Below are 19,791 nucleotides of genomic sequence, written 5' to 3' on the forward strand. Positions count from 1 at the left end.
CGCAAACGTCACTGGGGTGTAGCCGCTTTTATCGAGTCATTGCGGATAACCTCAATGGCCGTCAGGTTGCTCAACGGCCCATCAGCTGGCGACTTGAAATCTACTGCCAAATCACGCTCAACCAATACATCGCTGAACTCTTTCACAACGACAGATGTACTCTTGGGTGCGATAGGACCTGACTGTGCCTTCGAGCCAGAGCTCGCTGCGGTGGTCGAACTAAGTTGCTTAGCCGCACCAACTGCATCGCGGCCTTGGAACTTGATATCCAGCGCGCTGACCTGCTCCATGGTCATATCAGCAAAAAACAGCTTGACGTTATACGCTGCCGGCGCATCCTTGGCGCCCAACAATGGAATCTGGAAATGCTCCAAACCCCGCGCGCCCGAAGCAAACAACCAAGGATTCTCGTGGACAGGCATATTCAAGTTATCCGGATTTTGGCTATACCAGCCGCCACCTTCAGCGAAGCGAGGTTGAATATCGAACACAAACTCTAAACGTTCGACGGTCATCGGGCGCGGGAAACCAAACCAATCCTGGCGGCCATCATCACGACGGTCACCGGGTGCTCCTAAGTTGATCCCAATGCGCTTGACCGGAGTTGTTTCGCCGACAGCACTAAAGATGCCCCAAGCTTTGCTTTCCGATTTGGGTTCAAGCACGACCGTGGAGGCGATCGAGAATTGGCAAACGCAACCCGCGCTGGCTTCTGGAATCATCACCAGACCGTTACCTGGAATGGCATTGATCCAACATCCTAGGCGTTGGCCGGCAAAATGCTGAGTGCCGCTGTCTTTATACAGATCGTAATAGCCGATGAACCCAGAGCGGAAAAACATCATGTTCGGTGTCGCCGTGACAATACCGCAATGATGGCCTGGTCGACTGAATCGCCACTGACTGTCTTCACCGGTTAATGGATGCGGACGTTTAGTAACTTCTCCGGACTTCAGTTCGAACGCCCAGGGCTCGGCGTAAACTTTGCCTTCGACCACCAGCGGACGATTCATGTAATTCGCGTTCTTGGACCAAACCTCTTCTCCATTCTTCGCATCTAGAACAACCAATTTCCGTTTGTCGAATTCACCAGCCAGGAATTGTTTCCAGTAGTGACCGTTAGCATTGGCACCACATAGAACCAGGTAACCATCCGCGAACATGGTCGTCAGGCTACCGCCACCGGCGCTGACGTTGGTGGTATCTGTTACGTTTACGGGCTTCTCCCAGATCTTGGCACCAGTCTTCCGATCCAGGGCCACAGCACGGCGTGCGTCGAGCGCCTTCATTTCCTCTTCGGCTTTCAAAGCTGCTTCGCCTGTCAAGTTCTTCAGTTCGCCCTTGTCGCGCTGATAGAGCTCTTGGCGCTGTTCAGGAGTGATAGCGCTGTCAATGAAAAACACGTGTTCAGGACTGAGGCAGATCGTCGTGTGAAGAATGTTCTCACCGCGATAGACCCACTGCTGATTGCCTGTCGTCGTGTCATAAGCAAAGATGGCATCGGTCTGACTGCTGATGGTCAGTCCACGTCGGCGCATCTTTTCTTCCAACTCTTTACGCACGGTACTGGTACCGAACAGTTGGCCTTGATCGGCAGCCACGTACGCCCACGCGCGATCAATTCCATCCGGCGACTTGGGCGTAGCATATTCGCGGACAACTTGTCCCGTAGCAGTGTCAACGGCTTGGCAACTGCTTTCAATGGCCATATACAGTAGGTCATCGGTAGCTGCCAGGTTGTGCGTTTCACGATTATTGAAGACGCCAGTCCGGATGGCTCCCGGGTTCTTGAACTCCCACAGGAAGGTGCCGTTATATGCATCGTAAGCCATGATGCTGTCGGTGCCTTGAATGAACATCCGACCGTTGGTCGATAGCGGCGCGCCTGCGGCTTCGTGGCGGTTGATCATGGCGCTAGGACCTGGATCGCCGTACCATAACACGCCCAATCCATCACGAACACGAAGATCATTCGTAAACGAGGTGTTGGCCGCGTTGCCGTATTGATGCGTCCACGAACCGGCTCCAGGCAACTTGCCACGGCGAAACACCGTCCAAGTCTGATGACTGTTCAGTTCACCTTCATCAATACGATAGATTTGTGTCAGCCACTGTACACCGTCAGTTTGGGGCACATCCGACTTCGTCACAGCACCTGCCGGTTGGCCCACGATAGCCGCACCGCCGCAGGGTTTCAAAAAGCGAGACACACTCTCAGGCTTGCACGGAATAGTGCCTGTGAGCAGTTGGGTTTCAGAGACGATCAGATTGGCGAAGTAGTTGGCAAAGGGCATCTCATCCAACGCATGCTGCACGATTGTGACTCGAGTCGCATGAATGCCGGCTCGCTCGAGTGCAGCTCGCGAGGCTTGTGCCTTCTCGGCATCCGGCTCGACGGCAATCACCATTAATGTGCTCTGTTTGGCCAGTTCATATGCCAGTTGCCCTGATTCACTGCCAGCGACCAGGCAGTATCCGGAACGTTGTTCCGTCGTGTCGAGAATTTCTTTGGCAGCTAATTTGAAGTACTCAGAAGCATTGTCCTCAGGGAAAGCAGACGAGTAAGGTTCGGGCCACTGCTTAGGCTCTTCAGTTGCACTACTGTTGAAGGCATAGATCCAACCTTCATCCGTGCTGACCATCAAGGTCGAATCGTTGGCGGCCAGGCCCATGGCGTTGCCTTTGACTACTTGCTCCCAAACTTGCTTGCCGCTTTGGCGATCCAGTGCAAATACTTTGTCTTTGCCTCCGACGATTACCAGACCATCGGTGGCGATCATAGCGCCATCGGCTTCGCTGGGAAATTCCCAAATGATCCCAACGCCCGCGTACTCTTTGATTTTGTTTTCTGCCTCGGCCAGCTTTTCGGGCTCCTTGCGCAGGTTGCGTGCTTGCAGAAACCACTCTTGCTTTTCTTGACTTGCCCGGGCGTGCTCTTTTCGATCGACGCAGAACACCTTGGTACCATCCAACAGATAAGCGCTTTCACCGCCTAAGGCCATCAAACGACCACCGATGAATGCAGCGCCTATGTCACCAGTCTTCTGATCCATAGCCAGAAAGTGGTGAGGTCCACCGGCATAAACCTGACCGTCGCCCAGGACGGCTTTGGTGCCTCCCACCACTCCGCCCGCATCGGTGCGCCAAGAGTATTTGCGTTGGAACACAATGTCGCCGGTCTTTTTCGAAACGGCTACCGGTAAACTGCGACCTGACGGTACATACAGGTTCTCATCACCGCACAACAAATAACCCTGAGGCGACAGATCGTTTCGGCCGGCGTCGGCCTGGCTGATGCGATCGTTGTACCAAATGATGTCACCGGTCAGAGCGTTGGCGGCTACCAGGTAGACAGTCTCATGCGGAAATACGCCGGCGCCAAAGTAGGCCGTCTGGTCGTCGATCAAAACGCCTGTTCGTACTGGCCAGCGCGAGATCATCTCGCCGCGCGACAGCAAGCGATCATCTTTCGGTCCAACGCGCATCTGCCAACGTACTTGTCCATCAGCAGCGCTGCAGCAATAGACCTTGCCATCGTCTGATCCGAAATATACGTTGCCGTGTGCATAAGTAGGCGCCAATCGAATGGGGCCATCGGTGTAGAAGCTCCACACGGATTTGCCTGTGGTCGCATCGACGCAGTGCATGCGATGATCGACGGTGCTACCGAAGTAAACCTTCCCTTCAGCCAAGATCATTTGCGGCGACGCGTCGAAGGTCACGCGGGGCAACATGATGTGCCCTTCGATAGGAGCGGTGCGCGAGCCTGACCAGGCTTTCTCTGGCTTGGCCGCCGACTGGTAGGTCCAGGCTAATTTAAGCGTTGGAGAAAGTTGAGCACTGGAAACCCCAGCCCGTTCATTGCCATTGAGGTAACTCGTCCAGTCTCCTGCCTGCAGAGATGGACTGAGCAGGCAGGGGACCACAACACAAACCAACCGGCAAAGTGCTCGCGAACATGCACGCGAATTCATTTCACGATCTCCAATCAGTGGGCTCGTGGAAGCGAGGGTTCGGAAAGCGAGTAGTATAAACCATTTGATGATCGATCACGCCATCGCACGCCTGCGCCCATGATTTACCCGTTTTAGGAGCCCTGCCTCAGAGAACGCGGTTTTGGGCTGATCTTTCACCATCGCGTCCATCGCGATTCACCAGAAACGCTCTCGAGAACGCTATGAAGATTTTGTGAAATTGAATCTACAATCTTACTTCGTGGGTCTGAACTGGCCGTTGATTGAAACGCAGAGTTCGCAGAGGCCGCAGAGAAACCCCTTGCGCACGTGGACGCGTCGGCTGCCCGCTTCTATGTAGGAGAATTGACCGCGTTATACTCTTGAAGCGAAACAGATTGCAGAGGGCCGACTGGCATAAGTCCAAAGTCTGGCGACTTCGGCTACGGGGGTCCAAAGTCTGGCGACTTCGGCTACGGGAGATGGAATATGCACGCAAACCGGATCACGATGAGAGTGGCTCGGCCGGTGTCCGATCTTGATCGCTCTGCGGCTCTATATATGGCTGGGCTGGGACTTCAGGAACTCGGCAGTTTTCGTGGCCACGCTGACTTTGATGGAGTCATGCTTGGTATGCCAGGAGCCAGTTACCACTTGGAGTTCACGTACTGCCGGGCTCATGCTGTAACGCCCACTCCAACGCCGGAAGATTTGCTGGTTTTCTATATTCCCGCGAAGGAGCTATGGGAAAGTCGATGCCAGGCGATGCGCGAAGCAGGCTTTCGCGAAGTGGAACCGTTTAATCCTTACTGGCAGCAACTCGGGTGCACCTTTGAGGATCACGATGGCTACCGGGTTGTCATCCAACAGTCCCAGTGGCCCAAGCAGTAGACCGAGTCACCACTTGCCCAACACGCTTAGCTTTTCCGATCCAAACCATCGCGACGTTGGCGTGCAGATGTTCGTCTCGGCGATATTGCTGGTGGGTCTTGGGGGCTTGGGTACCATCGGCGTGGCCCGCGGTCTGGGCTGGTGGGCTTGGGTGTTGAGTCTACTGATATTGCTTTCAGTTGTGGGTTGGTTTCGAGCTTTGTCCAATTTGGCTCGACCCTTCGAATACTCTGTAGAATTTGGTCACGAAGGCATCAAGATATGGAACACCCAGCAGCCGAACACCATCCGATGGATCCCACGCCATGAGATCACGCAAGTTCTGCTGGAACGCAGCGTGGTAGTGAGTATCGGCACCAAATCGAGCAAACTGGCACAGGGGATCGCAGGCATCCAGTGGACAGACGGGCGCCTAACGCAGTTGGAAACGTTTGTGGTTGAGCACTGGCCTGAGATTCGAGTCGACAAGGCTTAAATTTGCGCTGCGCGGATCATTGATTCAACTTGTAAATCGACGACGATTCAAAAGATGCGATGCAATCGATTGTCGTTGTTGAACTCGGCGGTCCAATCATTGTCATAGAGAATAGTCGTGCCATCATCAATTTCAGAAACTCGAATATGTGTTGGTCGCCAGTTGTCAGAAGCACTTGGTGCCAACCCGTTGAGCCTGAAGTACATCGAGCGAATATCTCCACCGCCTAAGATCTGTAGATGGGATGTCAGTCCGTTTGGCATCGAATTCGGCTGAATTACGTAGCTATAGTTGCCGCTGCTTGTGTCGCCGCTCACCAAAACACCATGCACCGTGCCTGCTCCAGAAACGCTATTGTTCGTGATTTCTAGGTGAATGACTCGTGTGTACGCCGGGGCGGGACTGCATGTCGAAGTAGGTGTTGGACTGCAAGTTCGCTGTCCCTGAACATGATGACAACCATGAGCGCGGCTGCGCCACTTTTGTAACCAGCCCCCGCCCTGCGCGAATGCTATGTCGCTGGTTGTGATGCAGACTAAAGATAAAAGTGCCAATCTGGTTACGAACTGCATGGGTTACCTTCCGCAGAAACTCTGGATCAAAAAATCGAAAAATGGATCCGCATGATTGTAGTTGAAAAGCCGTGCGATCCTAAGTCCTCAAAATATATCGTGGAAAGTTGTAGAAGTGCTCTAAATGGAAAGATACGGTGTTCCCTGTAGGCTTTGGTACCAAAGCTTAGAGAAGCGGTAGAATCATTGTCAAAGTCTGGCGACTTCAGCTACGGGGTTTCGACATGGAACGAGAGCTTGATCGGGAAGTAACTCTGCGACTGGCAACGCTGGCGGATGAACCGCTGTTTGATCGCGTTGCACCGGATGTATTTGACAATGCCATTCTTCCAATGAGATTGCGTGAGAATCTAGCCGATCCGCGACATCATCTGGCGATTGCTATAGCGAACAATATCATCGTGGGCATGGCTGTTGGCATTCACTACACACAGCCAGACAAAGCTCCCCAGTTCTTTATCGATGAAGTGGGTGTCTCGCCTAGCTACCAGCGACGTGGACTTGGCCGAGATTTGCTCCAACTTCTCCTGCAGCATGCCCAAACGTTGGGTTGCCAAGAAGCTTGGGTGGCAACCGAGGAAGACAACTTGCCTGCCAGGTCGCTGTACGCCAACACGCCCGACAGCCAGGAATCCCGGGCTGTGATTTATACCTTTACCCTGCCGGCCAAACGCAATTGAAACCTAGACAATCGCGCAGCATCTGTCTTGACGAAGGTGAGCAAATTTGTCAGAAGGATACCGTGGAGGAGTACGTTCTCTATGGATATCACGACAAGGAATCGCTGATGGCTGGTTTGCTGAACAAAGTGCTGCGACGGCGCAGCCCTACGCCTCTGCCCGCCAGCCCCGCGCCCGAAACCACAGGACCGGCGGTAGCCCTGGCGGCCGATGAGCCAACTCAAGATCAGCGCGATCAGTTGGCCAAGGAGACGCTGACTTGTCAAATGCAGGCGATTCTCGAGCGGCCTGGGCCTCAAACCATCGCCTGTGGATGCTGTGGAACGACCTTGGATCTCGCGCGAGCCGAGGCCTTGAATTCACGATGCATCTTCACCAATCTCGAACTGCATCGGTTTCGCTGCAATGGGTGCCAAGCCATCCTTGGTCCGGTCCAACTGATCGCCTGTGACCCAGCGGAACTGGGCCAGCTCTATACCACGCTATACAGTTTCTATCGTGAGGGAGCCACCCAGCGGGCGCAAGAGAAGTCGTTTTATTTGATGAACCCGTCCAGTGTCGGCAACTATGTCAATTACGCATGCGGCGACTGGGCAGTGGGAGTTGCTCGACTGCGATCGATCGGTTGGCAAGTTTGGGGCTACGAACCGTTTCAAGCCATCGGTGCTGAAGGCATCATTCAGGACGAAGCGACACTGCGCCAGCGTCCATACACAGGCTTGCTTTCCAACAACTATATCGAGCACGTGCAGAACCCGGTGGCGTTCTTCAATGAATGCTACAGCCTGCTAGAACCGGGCGGAAAAATGGCGCATGCCTCGCCATGCTTTGAATATGTTTATGACTTTACGGCCTTCCATCTATATTTCTACTGCGCCGATAGCGTGCGCAAATTGGCTGAGCGCACGGGATTTCGCGTGTTAGCTGAACATCGCGTCGATCAACTAGTGCCAGATGCGTCTTACATCTGCTACGTGTTTCAACGCGACTGAGTCTCTATCTTCACCGCCTCGTCAGGCAACAGCGAAGGGATATTATCGCTGATGCGATAGAAGTAGGTTTGGCTGTGGTTGGTCAAGCCAGAATCGAAGTCGCCTTCGATAGCGATACCCTTATGGCTGAAAAGTTTGCCAGCCTGCTGCTGCCCATGCATCTGCGCAATCAGTTCCGCTGAAGCCAGCTGGAGTGGCTGGCCAGTGATTGGGCAACGAATGATTTCTAGTAGCCAAGTCTGCATAATTTTTGTCTCCTTTCGCTCCGCGAAAGGCAAGGGGGTTCTGTCCTTATAAATTTTAAGCACGTGGATACACGCAATTCGGGATTAGGGCACAAACAGTAATCGAGGACAGTGGTTGGCACAAACCAGATCCAAGACCTAGGTGCTTAGATGTAAGTGGGTTTCTGTTGGCTACGCCAACGAGGGTAGCCTTTCGCGGAGCGAAAGGAGACGCTAGGGTTGTTGGATGCGGATGCGACGGTATTCCATTTGACCGCGATCGCCTTCCAGGCCGATGGGGCCTGATGCGGGCAGCTTGAATTGCGCTTCCAGCACTTCACCATTGCAAGTGCAATGCGCAACCTCACCTTTGACTTCGATCACCACTTCGTTCCAATCTTGAGCCTTGTAGTGCTTCAAGTCCTTGTACGGTCCAGCCAAAGGATAATCGCGGCATTGCAATTGTGGAGCGCGAATGAAGATACCGCTATCGGCATTGGGCGTCGCCCGAAACTCTAGCTTGAGTGTAAAGTCCTTGCCGAACTGGCGAGTGGTCCACAGTTGCTGGATGCGTCGGCCCTCGGGCGGCGTGGTGACGACCAGGCGGCCGTTGATCGCCACGTAACGGCCATCGTCGCTCTTGACTTGACCATCGAAATTGACCATGCGACCATTGCCTTTAGCATCGGGACGGAAGCCCCAGCCCGTCAGATCTCGGCCGTTGAACAAACTCTCAAAGCCTGGCTCCAACTTGAAATCATCGGCCGCCGTTTCGACGAACCCTAACGTAGCCAAGATCGGCCGCAGCGCTGCTGACCACTTGTCGTAGCCCGCATCGTTGGGATGCAGCAAGTCAGGGAACTCTTCGGCTTTGGCATCGCCTTCGGCGTCAGCAAACAGCGTCCAAGTATCCACCACGGTTACCTGAGCGTCACCTTTGACCGCTTCGAAGACCAGTTTATTGATCTCTTGAATCTTGTCGGCTGGGCGACGCATCTTGGCGGAACTAGGCATAACGTTGCAGATCACGATTGGCATCTGGGCATTGTGGGCTTTGAGTTGATCCACAATCAGTTTGACGTTGCCGGCGATCGTGGCTGGCTCAGCTTGTTCTTCCAGATCATTGGTGCCCATCAGCATGACGACAGCCGTAGGCTTGAGGCTGAGCACATCGTCGTTCAAGCGGTGCAACATGCCGCGCGTCGTGTCACCACTGATTCCACGATTGGCGCTCTTTACATCCGGAAAGTATTTGCTCAGGCGCTCGCCCCAGCCTTCGGTGATCGAATCACCAAAGAAGACCACAGCCCCGTTCTTCTCGGCAGCATCCTGCACGAAATGCTCGCGGCGTTTGAGCCAGTGGTTTTGGAACCAATCGGCGCGACGAATGGGCCCGGCACCTGGAATACCATCGTCACTAGCGGGAATTGCGAGCGAACTGCTGGATTTGTCCTGGGCATCCAAGCGGTTGATCACTGGCAGACCTGCCAAGATGAGCACGCCGAGCAAACAGCTTCGAAAGATCATGTTGTTTCGCCTATTGACCAAAAAGATGAGCTCAACACTCAAATGCATAAGTCGGGAGTGCCTTAGTGTAGCGAACTCAGGCGCAGTGTGCTGGGGAACTTTGGTCGTCACGAGAATCGGGCGGGCCTGGAGACCCGCCCTACCCAAAACCCTGAACACCAAGTGCCTTAGCCGAGCGCGCATATTAAACGCGTTTACAAACTACAGGCCCAAACAGGCAGCTCATCCAGATGCACATCGACGGGTCGGGAACAAGTCCGAAGAGGGGACTTTCCACTAAACCGAGCACGAGCAGGAACACGGTAAATTCACGCACGAACAGCCAGCGTCGGTCGCAGCTGTCGTACACGTTGATGCAAACTAAACTGGCGAACATCAGCGCAGCGGGTACACCGAATAGTAGCGCCGTTTCCAGAAACAGATTGTGTGCATGTCCAGAATGCTCGATCATGACCTGACTACTCGACCCGCCGCCGTAGCCTGTCAATGGTGATTTACTAATCAGCACGATTGCTTGGCTCCAGATCTCCGTGCGGCCTGTAGCCGATGTCAACTCTTCCACCGATCCGGTCTTGGTGAGCTTCAGTGAGACTTCATCGACCAGTCGATCCATACCCTTGGTGGCTTCGATTGTGTATACCGCGATCAGAATCGCGAAAACACCTGCGGCGGGTAATAAGTAGGTTGCTCGATAACGAAGCATCGGCAGCGAGAAGGCTCCCAAGGCCGCCACAAAGGCTACGACTGGAGTACGCGACTTGGTCGCCAATAGCGTCACGATCAGCAACAAAACTCCCGGAACTAGCCATAAAGGATTGACCTGTTTTTCGCGCACGCATACCAGCAACAACAGCAAGCCCAGGCACTGAATCGCCGAGAGCACATTGGGATGGCCCAGCCCACCGAAGCGCGGCAGCGTCTCTTCGGCCGACAAGAACTCGTGAAAAACAGCCAGTTCGGGGACGAACAACTTCAGCCACCAACTGATCAAGACAAAAGCCCATAACCCCAGTAAGGCATCCAGTAAAGTTCGCTGAATACCAAACAGCGACAAGCAGGTGAGTGTGGTTACCAGGTAAGCTCCCAGAGCCCAAGCCACAAAGAAAGCGACTTTTGGATCGTGCGACGTAACCGCTGCACAAAAGGCCAGCCCAACCAGCGCGATCGCAATATAACCGCGTCGCGACGACAACGCTTCACGCACTGCAGGCAAACGCCACCAGCCCCAAGCACCACAGGCAGTCGCCAGGGCGGTGGTCAACAATCGCAAGACAACTTGGAAACTGAGCGTGACCCCTTCGGCTCGATCGGTCACGCGAGCGATATCGATACCATTGCCCAGCACCGACATGAATAACGTCAGCCTGGCCAGTACCGGCATTAACTGCCAGTGCCAGACATTCCAAGTGTCCACCGCGCGGTGCCGCGATATCTCTCCAACTGTGCTCACGCTCAATAATGCCTCATTGTCATCTGAAAGGGGTAGTAACTCTAGGCTAATCGAGCCCCAGCACAGTCACAATAGCCTGCCGCCTCCGAGAGGTTGTGAGTTTTCGTACCCCGACTCGTACTCCTACTCCTACTCCTACTCCTACTCGAAGGGTTGCGAATCGAGTACGAGTACGAGTAGGAGTAGGAGTACGATTACGAGTAGGAGTAGGAGTAGGCCCCCACCCGGCCCTCCCCATTCTCTCAGGCATCAAGAGTTGACTGTGCACCAAGCAGCACCGATCGTCTATACTAGAGGAACACTCATCTCGTTCAAGTAAAAGGCAGGAGCTGACTGATGCGGCGGAACTGGGCGACCACCTGGTTGTGGGTTTGCGTTCTCGCAATGTGGGCAGGGAACGTCCAGGCTGATGAACCCTATCGCCAGTTTCTGGAGCGTCTGAAGGGTGAAGGCCTTTTCGATCTGGCTTTGTACTATCTGGATGATCTCGAAAAGAACCCGCAAATCGATCCGGAATTCGTGCGTGAAATTCCGCTCGAGCGCGCCAATCTGCTGCAAGAATCCGCGGCAGCTATGCAGCGCAGTCCCAACCGAGCTAAACGGCTGGATGAAGCGGAAAAGGCTTTCGAGAACTTTCTGCAACAATATCAAACTCACCCGCGGCGTGGCGAAGCTCGACTCGGGCTGGGCAATCTGCTATTGGCCCGCGCCGAAGAACTTAAAAGTGCGACCGAGCCGAACGCAGCCAACCCCGAAGCCGCCAAGTTTTATGGCGACGCTCAAAAGGTGTTCGCATCGACGCAAGAGGAGTTGAAAGGGATCCTGCAGGAAATGCAAGGCGCCCGCATCGATCCGGCAGACGAGGCCAAGAAGGAGTTGCGCGATAAACTACGCGGTGACTATCGCCGCGCGGAACTACTCGCCGCGTTCGCAACCGAACAGCGCGGTCGCAGCTTTGCCAAAGACAGTGCCGATTGGAAGAAAGATCTCGACGAGGCACAGAAGGCTTACACGGAATTCTATACGCACGAGAAGGACCGACAGGAAGCTCGCAATATCGCCCTGTTCTATCGCTCGGGCATCCAACGTGACTTTGGCAAAATCGATGACGCTGCTGATGGCTATATGCGCATCTTGGGTATCGATGGCATCGATGAACTCAGAGCTCTGCAGTTCAAATCGCTTACCGAACTGATCCAACTGTGGACGGCCAAAGATCAAGACAAATTTGCGGCCACGGTCGAACTGATCGAACGCTGGGAAAAACTAATTCGGCCCGATGAACGCGGTTCGCAGGACGTTATCGACTTTCAGCTTTCGGCTGCCAAAGCCAAGTTGGGGTATGCAGCCGCTCTGCAAAGCAAAGACAAAGACGATCGCAATATTGCCCGCTTGCGCAAGGATGTGCGCGACGAACTCAAACGCATCGCTGCCATCAATGGGCCACACCAAACCTCGGCTCGCGAGTTGATGACGCAGTTGGGGATGGGACGTGACAAGAGCGAGGCACCGGTCGAACTGCCCAAGGTAACCAGTTACGAGCAAGCGATCAAAGAAGCTGAGAGTCGCTTTGATGCATTACAAACGGAGCTCGTTACCCAGCAGACTTTGCAAGAAGCTCTCGACAAGGAAACCGACGAGGCTCAAAAGGGCAGCTTGAAGACTCAGCTCGAGTCGAGCAACACGACGGTGGCGCGTTTGGAAGAACAAACTTCCGAATTGTATATGACCGCCATCCGCATGTTCACCAAGGGCGGCGATATCAATGATCTGAATCAGACGCGTTACCGTTTGGCTTATATCGAATTGCAGCGTGGCAATCCTTGGGCTGCCATTTCTATTGGTGAATTCCTGGCCGAGCAACTAGCCGGTACGCCTACTGGACTGCAGGCTGCAACGATTTCGCTGGCCGGTTATCGCGAATTGATCAATGCATCGGATGAGGCATCGCGCATGCAGGTCGGCGTCCAGTTGCAACCATTTGCCGAATTCATGGTGGCCACCTGGCCCGATGCCAAAGAAACACAAGCGGCGACGGCCACATTGGTGCAATTGGCGATGAATGCTGGGAACATGGAACTGGCCCGCACCTACCTGGCCACACTGCCGGCCGATTCTGGTAGTTCCGCTGCTTTGCGACGCGACATCGGCATTCGCCTGGCCTACGAGTATTTTCAGAATGATGTGAAACAAGACGAATCATCCCCACCTTCACCTGAACACCTTGCCAGGCGCGATGCAGCGGCAGAACTATTGAGCGAGGGATTGAAAGATATCCCCAAAGATGAAATTGATGTCCGCGCGATGGAGGCCATCAACTTGCTCGTCCGCTTGCAGCTAGCGTCGGGTAAAGTTGAAGACGCTGCCAAGTTCATGACCAACCCAGAACTCGCACCTGTCGCACTGCTGCGGGCCAACCCCGCCTTGGTCGACGATCGCATTGCCAAACTGAACAGCTATCGCACCGCACTGCAGTTCACGGTCAGTCAACTAGCCAGTGGCGACAAGAATGAAAACGTTATCAAAGAAATTGAAGCCTTGATCGACGAGATGAAAACGGCTGCCGGCGATGATGCAGAAGGCGGCAAACTGCTGACCGGCATCTTTGTCAGCCTGGCTCGCGATCTGGAAGACCTGGTAACCGGGGCCAAGAGCAATGACGTCAAGCAGAAACTGGCCGAAGGCATGATCCTGCTCTGCAAACAAGTAGCTGATAACTCGGAAGAGTACAGCACCAAGTTCTGGGCCGGCAGCACGCTCAGCAATGTCGCAGGCAAACTGGACGCTTCGGCTAGCAAGACCAAACAAGCTCTCCAACGTGAATCAGCCAACTTGCTCGAAGGTATCCTGACCAAAGGAGCCAAAACGCCAGGCTGGATACCAGCTCCCAACGGAGAGTTGGCCGTGCGCGTAACGCTGGCCCAAGGCCTGCGCAACTCAGGTCAATATCAACAAGCGATCGAGCAACTCGCGCAAGTCTTGGCTCAAAAGGAAGCGGTGCTCGATTTCCAAGTAGCGGCCGCCGAGACATTCACTTCCTGGGCCGAATCCGGCGCCAAGGACAAGTTCGACATGGCCATCAATGGCGATAATGCCAACAAGATCTGGGGCTGGAAAGGTATTTCGTCGCGTCTGCAACGCTCAATCGCAGATCCTACCAAAGCGGAACCGTTCTTAAATGCTCGCTACAAGTTATCGCAGACTCTCGTGCGCTATGCCGCCTCAGATGCAAATCGCAAAACAGAGCTGCTCGAATTGTCCGCTCGCGAAATCGGTTCGACGCGCTACCTCAAGAAAGATCTAGGTGGACCGGCGTGGTATTCAAAATTTGACGCGCTCCTGAAGAGTATTCAAAAAGAACTCGGCAAAGAAACAGTTGGTCTGAAGTAGGAAACATGTTTATGCATATACACTCCAAATTAGCCGTCGCGTTTACACTGCTGGTCTGCACTGCCGCTGCCCAAATAGCTAGCGCACAAGATAAAGACAAGGTTTTCTTGTTCAAAGGCGTGACTGCCATCGGCAAAATCGAATCGATCACGCGCGATGAAGTCAAGATCGCGGTCAAAGGCAAGACGCAGACATACAACACCAATGAAATCTCGAAGGTTGTCTTTGATGATGAACCCAATGCGCTGGATAACGCTCGTACGCTGATTACCAATCGACAATTCAATCAAGCCGAGTCAGAACTCAAGAAAGTCGCGGCTCAAAAGGATGAACGCATTGCCAAAGAGGTCGCGTTCTACAAAGGTTATGTAGCCGCCAAGATGGCGCTCTCAGGCATGGGTGATCCGAAGGCGGCCGCTGGAACGCTGATGGCTGCACACCGCGGCAATCCCGATTCACACAATGCTTACAAGGCAGCCGAGACGCTGGGCGATTTGGCGATGGCCATGAACCTGCCCGATGCGGCCAGCAATTTTTACAAGGAACTAACTACGGCCAAAGCGGCTGAAGTCAAAGCCACTGCCGCATACAAACTGGGTGACGTGGCCTTGTCCATGGGCAAGTTGCCTGACGCACGCAAGTCTTTCGAGCAAATCGTCGCCGCCAAGATCGCCGATCCCGAAGCGGCCAAAGCCATTGCACCACTAAGGAACTTGTCCGAAGTGGGGCTGGCAGTGTGCGACGCCAAAGAAGGCAAGTCCGAGGAAGCCCTGACCAAGTTGAAAGACCTGGTAAAAAAGAACGACTCCACCGACCAATTATTGTTTGCTCGAATCTACAACGCCATGGGACTGTGCTACCAGGCGCTAGGCAAAGATCGCGAAGCCGCGCTAGCCTATCTGCGCACGGATTTGCTCTTCCCAAGTTCACCCGAACTACACGCCGAAGCTCTCTATCAGTTGAGTCAACTCTTCCCCAAAATCGGCGATCCGCCCAACGGCATGAAGTCCCGCACACGCTTGACTTCCAAATATCCCGCCAGCGCTTGGGCCAACAAAAAGTAGATGAAGTTTGAAGTTTGAAGTTTGAAGTTTGAAGTTTGAAGTTTGAAGTTTGAAGTTTTGAGATTTGAGATTTGAGATTCATGCCTGGTCGCCGCGAATTTCTGCTTGCCCTATCTGCTGCCGGATTGGCATCGGGGCGAGCGCTTGCCTATGCGCCTGCGCCAAAGCGGATCTTGTTGCGGTCTTCGTGGCAAGTTGTCAATATTGGCGATATTGCGCATACGCCGGGAGTGTTGGCACTAATCGAAAAGTACTTGCCTGAGACCGAAGTTCGGTTGTGGGCTTCGCATGATTTATCACCCGAAGTGGCGGCGATGGAACACCGACGTTTTCCTAAACTGGAAATCGTCAAAGGCGTCATCGACGCGGAAGGTCGGGCCAACAACGAGCCCTTGCGCGCAGCTTTGCAGTGGTGCGATTTTCTGTTGCATGGCTCGGGACCATCACTAGTTGCCATGCGTGACGTGGCTGCGTTTGTGACTCATGTTAAAAAGCCCTTCGGAGTTTATGGTATCACCTATGCCGGCGGAAACGAGGAAGCAGCCACGCTGCTGGGGCAAGCCGAGTTCGTGTTTTTTCGCGATTCAATTTCGCTAGAGAAAGCCCAAGCAGAAAAGATCGCCTGCCCGCGGCTCGAGTTTGCACCCGATGGCGCCTTTGCCTGCGACCTGCGCAACGATGCAGCCGCAGAAAGCTGGCTGCGCCAACATGATCTCCAGCCAGGAAAATTCGCATGCTGTATTCCACGAGCTCGCAATACGCCCTATTGGTTGGTCCGCGAGAATACCAAGTTGGATCCAGTCAAAGATGCGCGCAATCAGCAGATGTTCGACCACGATCATGCACCCTTGCGGAATGCAATCATCAAAATCGTCCGCGAGACAGATTTGAAAGTGCTCATCTGCCCAGAGGACAAGACGCAGGTCGACATTGGTCGCACGTGGCTGTTTGACAAATTGCCCGACGATATAAAAAAACGCGTCGTGTGGCGGGATACATTTTGGTTAACAGATGAGGCCCTGAGCACCTACCTGCGCTCGGCTGGCCTCTTCGGACTGGAGATGCATAGTCCAATCATGTGCATCGGCAACGGTATCCCAGCTATCGTCGGCCGCTTTGCGGAACAGACGAGCAAAGGCTTCATGTGGCGCGACATTGGGCTGAGCGAGTGGCTCTTCGATTTCGACCAGCCCAGCGACATGGAGCGTTACCCGGCAGCCGTGCTGGACATGTTAACGAACCGAACAGCCACTGCCAGCAAAGTCGAACAAGCGCAGCAGTTTGTCAACAGGCGACAAGCTGAAACGATGCATGTCCTATCGCATGTGATCCTGTGAGCAACGGCCCCACAGAGCTTGCCTCGGTGGACCGATGACTGACTCGGCCCCACCGAGCTCGTCTCGGTGGACCGATGACTGATGGGCTAGGTCGCTGGACCCTAGCCCAGCAGTCGTGCTTCCACCGACGCGAGGTCGGTGGAGAGCTGCGAGCCAGCATATCTCAGTTGTCGCCAGGCTTCGTAAACGACGATGGCCACGGTGTTCGACAGATTGATGCTGCGGCAACCCGGGATCATTGGCAAACACAAACGCTGCGCCGGGGCAAATTCATTTTGTATCTCTGCCGGCAGTCCGGTCGATTCTGGGCCAAACAAAAACACGTCGCCGGGTTGGTAAGCTATCTCCGAAAACGACTGTGTGGCTCGCGCGCTGAATGCGAACCAACGTTGCTGAATCAGTGCGCGGCGACAACTTAACCAATCATCATGAATGCATACCTCTGCAACTTCGGCGTAATCCATGCCTGCGCGGCGCAGTTGTTTGGTCGACAGTTCGAATCCCAACGGGCGAACCAAATGCAAACGACAGCCCGCATTGGCTGTCAGCCGCACAACGTTGCCCGTATTGGGCGGAATCTCGGGTTGAAAAAGCACGACATTAAACATGAAACGATAGATACCTCACCCGGTAGCGGAATGCGTCAAGCATCTCGTCGTAGCGGAATGCGTCAAGCATTTCGTCGTAGCGGAATGCGTTAAGCATTTCGAAGTCGAGACAGGATCGAAAGCCTTGACGGCTTCCGCTACTCATGATTTGGACTGGGCTAATTTACGGGCAACTTCGATGGCGGCTCGCAGGCTGTGCGGCCGAGCTTTACCTTGCCAGGCGATATCGCATGCGGTGCCGTGATCGACGCTGGTACGGATGATCGAAATGCCCAAAGTCGTATTGACGGCGGAATCAAACGCCAGAGCTTTTACAGGAATATGCCCTTGGTCGTGATACATGCACACAAAGGCGTCCGTGGTCTCACGCTTCCACGGCAAGAAGGCGGTGTCTGGTGGGAGCGGACCTTCGACATCCAAGCCACGCGCTCGAGCGGCCTCAATCGCCGGCTGAATGATGCGTTCTTCTTCGCGATTGCCAAAGAGTCCATGTTCACCGGCATGCGGATTCAGACCGCAGACGACGATTTTGGGATGGTGGCCGCGGAGCCGAAACAGCGCGTCATGCGTCAGTTCAATAACTTCTAGCACACGCGCGGTGGTCAGTAGTTGCGGGACTTCGGCATATCCGCAGTGGACCGTGACGAAGGTGCAAGTGATTTCAGGCGAATACTGCATCATGCAAGTCCGCAGCGAACCAGCCCGCTCGGCAAACATCTCAGTATGACCAGGATACTTGTGCCCAGCCGAATGCAGAGCTTCTTTGCTGATCGGCGCTGTCGTGACCGCATCGATTCGGCCAGCCAGAGCAGCGTCGATCGCCCGCTGAATGTATTGATAACTGGCCTCGCCTGTGACTGCAGAGATCTGGCCTGGTACAAACGCATCACGCTCAATCGCCTGGCAGTCGACGACTAAGTGTCCAGTGGCGGTCGGTTGGCTGTTCACATACTCAGTTAGCAATTGTCGATCGCACTGAAATACTTGATTGGTGACGGTTGCACAGTGCTCGAGCACACCTGCATCGCCAAAAATCATTAGCTGGCAGGTCTGCGCGACCGACTCATCCTGCAACATCTTCAGCACAATCTCGGGCCCGACTCCTGCCGGGTCGCCCATCGTTATTCCAATCCGTTTGCGATGTTGCATAGAGTGAAGGCACCGGGATAGCGTCAGTTTTCCTACTCCTACTCCTACTCCTACTCCTACTCCTACTCGAAATGGTTCTGAGTACGAGTACGAGTACGAGTACGAGTACGAGTACGAGTAGGAGTAGGAGTAGGAGTAGGAGTAGGAGTGTAAATCCTTACGGGGCGGGGGGCACTTCGCTGGCGACGCGATCAGCGACGGCTTTGGCTGCCTCTTGCCACTGGCTGGCTTCCAGCATGGCCAAGCCGTGCTTGCGCGTGCTAAGCGCGACCTTTTGCCCCGAGGGTGAAACGGCCACCGACCAGATGGCGCTACCAGGCCCGTCCAGTTGCGCGACGGGCAACATGGCGGCGTAATCGACTACGACTACCTTGCCATTCATACATCCGGCAACAGCCAGAGTTGAATTGGGAACTAGCGACAGCGATGTTACCCAGTCAGGAGTCACAGCGATGCTCATGATCAGTTTCGCTTTGGCCAGGTCCCACAGGCGTACGCGGCGTTCGGCTCCACCGGTAATCAGCTTGGTACCATCGGCGGAAAACTGTACAGCCCACACTGCATCTTTACCTGCGGCCATCGAACCGGCTGGTTCCAGTGCGGGCCAGCTCCAGACCTTAACCGAGCCATCGCCGGCAACGGTAGCAATTTTATCGCCAGCTGGATTGACTGCGATATCGAAGATAGCCGCGGCATGTGCATCGACGCGTTTGGTCTCTTTGCGCTCGCCCAAAGATAGCACGACCAGTTTACCGTCTTCGGTGCCCGCCAGTGCTTGGCCATCGCCGGGAGCCTTTTCCAAAGTGCGAATCCAACGTGCGCTGAGTTCGAACTTTTGTGCTTCACCAGCGCCGTGCAAGAAGACTTCGCCTTTGTAGTTGCTGGCCAGCACCTTGCCCTCGGGCAATGGCAAAACTGCCCAGATTGAAGTTTCTTCTTCGCCCAGAGTCTCCAATTTGGCTGGTTCGGCTGCAGCCACTTTGTGTACCTTACCTGCTCGCAGCAACAATCCTTGGGACTCGGCGGCAACTAATTGATTGTCGTCGACCCAGCGTACGGCCGTGATCCATGGACCACTGGCCACCGCCGCATCAGCTTTGGCTTGATCTTCGGCCCGGGCTGCGATGCTCAAACCAACAATCATTGCGGGAACAGACAAAACTTGGACAAGCACACGGATGGATAGCAAGTGTGTCATGAGTGGTTGGACTCGGAAGTGGGTCAAAAAGGTGGGAATTCGAGCGAGCTTCATTATAGTTCAATTTTAGCCTCGGCGTGTGGCATAGGCTGCCAGCCTGTCACCTCTCCAGGGCTTCGCCCTGGGGAGGTCGAATCGAGCCTTTGCGAGATTCGGGAGGGGTCTGGGTATGTAGCCGATCTCGCCAGAGATTGGAAATCAATTGGCGTCGCTTCCAAAGTCCGGCGACTTCGGCTACGAGAAGCCTTCAAAGTCTAGCGACTTCGGCTACGAAGAGACGA

The 19,791-nt window shown here is 54.4% G+C and carries 15 protein-coding genes; 7 read left to right on the forward strand and 8 right to left on the reverse strand.

From position 1 onward, the window contains the following. Positions 1 to 8: 8 nt before the first annotated feature. Positions 9 to 3,974, reverse strand: coding sequence for an outer membrane protein assembly factor BamB family protein (locus SH573x_RS22015; RefSeq protein ID WP_479349949.1), 3,966 nt, complete (start codon positions 3,972 to 3,974; stop codon positions 9 to 11). Positions 3,975 to 4,442: 468 nt separating this feature from the next. Here SH573x_RS22015 and SH573x_RS22020 point away from each other — a divergent pair, with 468 nt between their 5' ends. Together SH573x_RS22020 and SH573x_RS22025 are read left to right on the forward strand one after the other, a co-directional pair. Beyond that, positions 4,443 to 4,844, forward strand: coding sequence for a VOC family protein (locus SH573x_RS22020; RefSeq protein WP_479349950.1), 402 nt, complete (start codon positions 4,443 to 4,445; stop codon positions 4,842 to 4,844). Then, positions 4,798 to 5,319, forward strand: a complete 522-nt coding sequence (locus SH573x_RS22025) for a hypothetical protein (protein WP_479349951.1) — start codon at positions 4,798 to 4,800, stop codon at positions 5,317 to 5,319. The genes SH573x_RS22020 and SH573x_RS22025 overlap by 47 nt, the downstream gene beginning before the upstream one ends. A gap of 47 nt (positions 5,320 to 5,366) precedes the next feature. Here SH573x_RS22025 and SH573x_RS22030 read toward each other — a convergent pair whose 3' ends face one another. Then, positions 5,367 to 5,891, reverse strand: a complete 525-nt coding sequence (locus SH573x_RS22030) for a hypothetical protein (RefSeq protein WP_479349952.1) — start codon at positions 5,889 to 5,891, stop codon at positions 5,367 to 5,369. A 224-nt stretch (positions 5,892 to 6,115) separates the two neighbouring features. Here SH573x_RS22030 and SH573x_RS22035 point away from each other — a divergent pair, with 224 nt between their 5' ends. Together SH573x_RS22035 and SH573x_RS22040 are read left to right on the forward strand one after the other, a co-directional pair. Continuing rightward, complete coding sequence (locus SH573x_RS22035; RefSeq protein WP_479349953.1) at positions 6,116 to 6,571, forward strand: GNAT family N-acetyltransferase; 456 nt, start codon at positions 6,116 to 6,118, stop codon at positions 6,569 to 6,571. A 62-nt stretch (positions 6,572 to 6,633) separates the two neighbouring features. Next, positions 6,634 to 7,563, forward strand: a complete 930-nt coding sequence (locus tag SH573x_RS22040) for a methyltransferase domain-containing protein (protein WP_479349955.1) — start codon at positions 6,634 to 6,636, stop codon at positions 7,561 to 7,563. Here SH573x_RS22040 and SH573x_RS22045 read toward each other — a convergent pair. The 3 genes from SH573x_RS22045 to SH573x_RS22055 all read right to left on the reverse strand — a co-directional run bounded on the left by SH573x_RS22045 (position 7,551) and on the right by SH573x_RS22055 (position 10,764). Continuing rightward, positions 7,551 to 7,808 carry a Trm112 family protein gene (locus SH573x_RS22045; protein WP_479349956.1) on the reverse strand — a complete coding sequence of 86 codons (258 nt, stop codon included), beginning with the start codon at positions 7,806 to 7,808 and terminating at the stop codon, positions 7,551 to 7,553. The genes SH573x_RS22040 and SH573x_RS22045 overlap by 13 nt on opposite strands. Positions 7,809 to 8,021: 213 nt before the next feature. Continuing rightward, positions 8,022 to 9,314, reverse strand: coding sequence for a GDSL-type esterase/lipase family protein (locus SH573x_RS22050; RefSeq protein ID WP_479349957.1), 1,293 nt, complete (start codon positions 9,312 to 9,314; stop codon positions 8,022 to 8,024). A gap of 184 nt (positions 9,315 to 9,498) precedes the next feature. Further along, positions 9,499 to 10,764, reverse strand: coding sequence for an O-antigen ligase family protein (locus SH573x_RS22055; RefSeq protein WP_479349958.1), 1,266 nt, complete (start codon positions 10,762 to 10,764; stop codon positions 9,499 to 9,501). Positions 10,765 to 11,100: 336 nt separating this feature from the next. Here SH573x_RS22055 and SH573x_RS22060 point away from each other — a divergent pair, with 336 nt between their 5' ends. The 3 genes from SH573x_RS22060 to SH573x_RS22070 all read left to right on the forward strand — a co-directional run bounded on the left by SH573x_RS22060 (position 11,101) and on the right by SH573x_RS22070 (position 16,555). Beyond that, a complete protein-coding gene (locus SH573x_RS22060; RefSeq protein ID WP_479349959.1) occupies positions 11,101 to 14,154 on the forward strand; it encodes a hypothetical protein in 3,054 nt (1,017 codons plus the stop codon). Positions 14,155 to 14,165: 11 nt separating this feature from the next. Next, positions 14,166 to 15,218 carry a tetratricopeptide repeat protein gene (locus SH573x_RS22065; RefSeq protein WP_479349960.1) on the forward strand — a complete coding sequence of 351 codons (1,053 nt, stop codon included), beginning with the start codon at positions 14,166 to 14,168 and terminating at the stop codon, positions 15,216 to 15,218. Between the two features lie 80 nt (positions 15,219 to 15,298). After that, positions 15,299 to 16,555 (forward strand): polysaccharide pyruvyl transferase family protein, encoded by a 1,257-nt coding sequence (locus tag SH573x_RS22070; protein ID WP_479349961.1) that lies wholly within the window; start codon positions 15,299 to 15,301, stop codon positions 16,553 to 16,555. A gap of 101 nt (positions 16,556 to 16,656) precedes the next feature. Here the strand turns inward: SH573x_RS22070 and SH573x_RS22075 are convergent, their stop codons facing one another. The 3 genes from SH573x_RS22075 to SH573x_RS22085 form a co-directional block, all read right to left on the reverse strand. Further along, positions 16,657 to 17,163, reverse strand: a complete 507-nt coding sequence (locus SH573x_RS22075) for a tRNA (cytidine(34)-2'-O)-methyltransferase (protein ID WP_479349962.1) — start codon at positions 17,161 to 17,163, stop codon at positions 16,657 to 16,659. Positions 17,164 to 17,304: 141 nt separating this feature from the next. Continuing rightward, positions 17,305 to 18,312 (reverse strand): 4-hydroxythreonine-4-phosphate dehydrogenase PdxA, encoded by a 1,008-nt coding sequence (gene pdxA, locus SH573x_RS22080; protein ID WP_479349963.1) that lies wholly within the window; start codon positions 18,310 to 18,312, stop codon positions 17,305 to 17,307. Positions 18,313 to 18,469: 157 nt separating this feature from the next. Further along, positions 18,470 to 19,510, reverse strand: a complete 1,041-nt coding sequence (locus tag SH573x_RS22085; protein ID WP_479349964.1) for a WD40 repeat domain-containing protein — start codon at positions 19,508 to 19,510, stop codon at positions 18,470 to 18,472. Positions 19,511 to 19,791: the final 281 nt, after the last annotated feature.

It is taken from the genome of Rania fehmarnensis (assembly GCF_056494185.1).